The sequence below is a fragment of the Frankia sp. CcWB2 genome (assembly GCF_977927585.1).
Map to the genome: position 1 here is coordinate 1 of NZ_CDWRCM010000110.1, position 1,394 is coordinate 1,394.

Genomic DNA, 1,394 nt, shown 5'->3' on the forward strand with positions numbered 1-1,394 from the left:
GACCGTAGGGCGTGTCCTCCGGCCCGGCGTACCGCCTGATGGCGGTGAATCCGCCGTCTGTGAGCAGTTCACCCAGTTGGCCACTGGTGTAGATGTGGTGAATCGCGGCCGCATGGAGTTCCTCGGTGCCAGGTTTGAATGCGTACCGACTGATCAGCCGGCTTGCCAACGGGTCGTACTCCAGGTTTGTCTCGACAGTGATATCTCCGGTCACCATGGTACTCGGCTCACCGGTGTAGGTGGGCAGAATACTCTCGGCCGTCGCCCCGAAGTCGACGACCAGGCTGCCGCCAGGACGGATCGCCCGAGCCAGGCTCGCGATGAACTCCCGGGTGCCGGCCAGGTCCAGATAGCCGAAGCTGTTGCCCAGGCAGGCGGCCGCGTCGAACGAGCGATCCACCGGGATCGCCCGCATGTCCGCGAGCACGAACTCGACGTGTAGACCGGCCTGCTCTGCCGCCCGGCGGGCATGGTCAATGGCCTCGGCTGAGAGGTCGACGCCGGTCACCCGATGGCCGCGCCCAGCGAGAGCGATACTGTGCCGACCGCTGCCGCAGGGAACGTCTAGGATCCGGGCCACCGGCGGCAGACCGAGCGCGGCCTCGATGAACTCGACGTCAGCCGCGGTCATTTCGGGCGACGCCGCCCGCCGCCAGAACTCGTTCGGAAGTTCGGTAAAGAAGTCCGCGTACCACGCAGACGAGATATCATTTGACAACGCCAGAAGCTCCTCATGGAGTACATCAACACGAAAAATTGATGTCACCAGGCACACCGAGGTCCGACGCTGGTCAGCAGTCGACCTCGATCACCACCACGCCATCCAGGCCGGCGGTGTCCGGTGGCCCGGGACAAGACCCGGGGCAACCATGGCTTCCTCCACGCAAGGCGTCGGGCCGCTCCCCGACGAACTGCCGCCAAACTAGCCCGCCCGCCCGGCGGCGTCAAACCAGTTAATCCGGGTATCGCCGGCCCCGACTCCAGGAAGATCAGCCGGCAGTTGCTCGCGTCGCGCCGCTCACAGCCCCCTTGTCTACGTGTGCAACCCGGGGGTGGTACCGATCGTGCTGGTGCACGCCCGGGCCCTACTCACCAGCGCCCCGAGGGTCGGACCGCGTATCTCGACGCTGACTTCCACGCCCCGGAGAAGATCCTGGCGTCTGAGCAGCTGCGGGAAACGCTCGACCTGGCCCAGCCTGTCGCGGTCATACATTTCATCGCCGACGACGCCGTCGTCAAGGACCTCGTCGGCCGGCTCATGCGTCCGCTTCCGACAGGCAGCATCCTGGCGCTGTCCACCTGCACGGCTGACAGTGCGCCCGAGGAGGTTCGTGTCGGGGTGGCCGCATACAACGCCAGTGGTATTCCGCTCGTCGCCCGAGACAGGGCCTGGG

2 protein-coding genes are annotated in these 1,394 nt (G+C 66.2%); one reads left to right on the forward strand and one right to left on the reverse strand.

Annotated elements, in window-relative coordinates:
* On the reverse strand, nucleotides 1-718 hold a 718-nt coding region (locus tag ACY45C_RS12925; RefSeq protein WP_462187870.1), incomplete at its 3' end, for an SAM-dependent methyltransferase.
* 321 nt (nucleotides 719-1,039) lie between these two features.
* Between ACY45C_RS12925 and ACY45C_RS12930 the strand changes: the two genes are divergently transcribed.
* Nucleotides 1,040-1,394 (forward strand): SAM-dependent methyltransferase (locus tag ACY45C_RS12930; protein WP_462187871.1); only part of this gene is annotated, 355 nt, incomplete at its 3' end.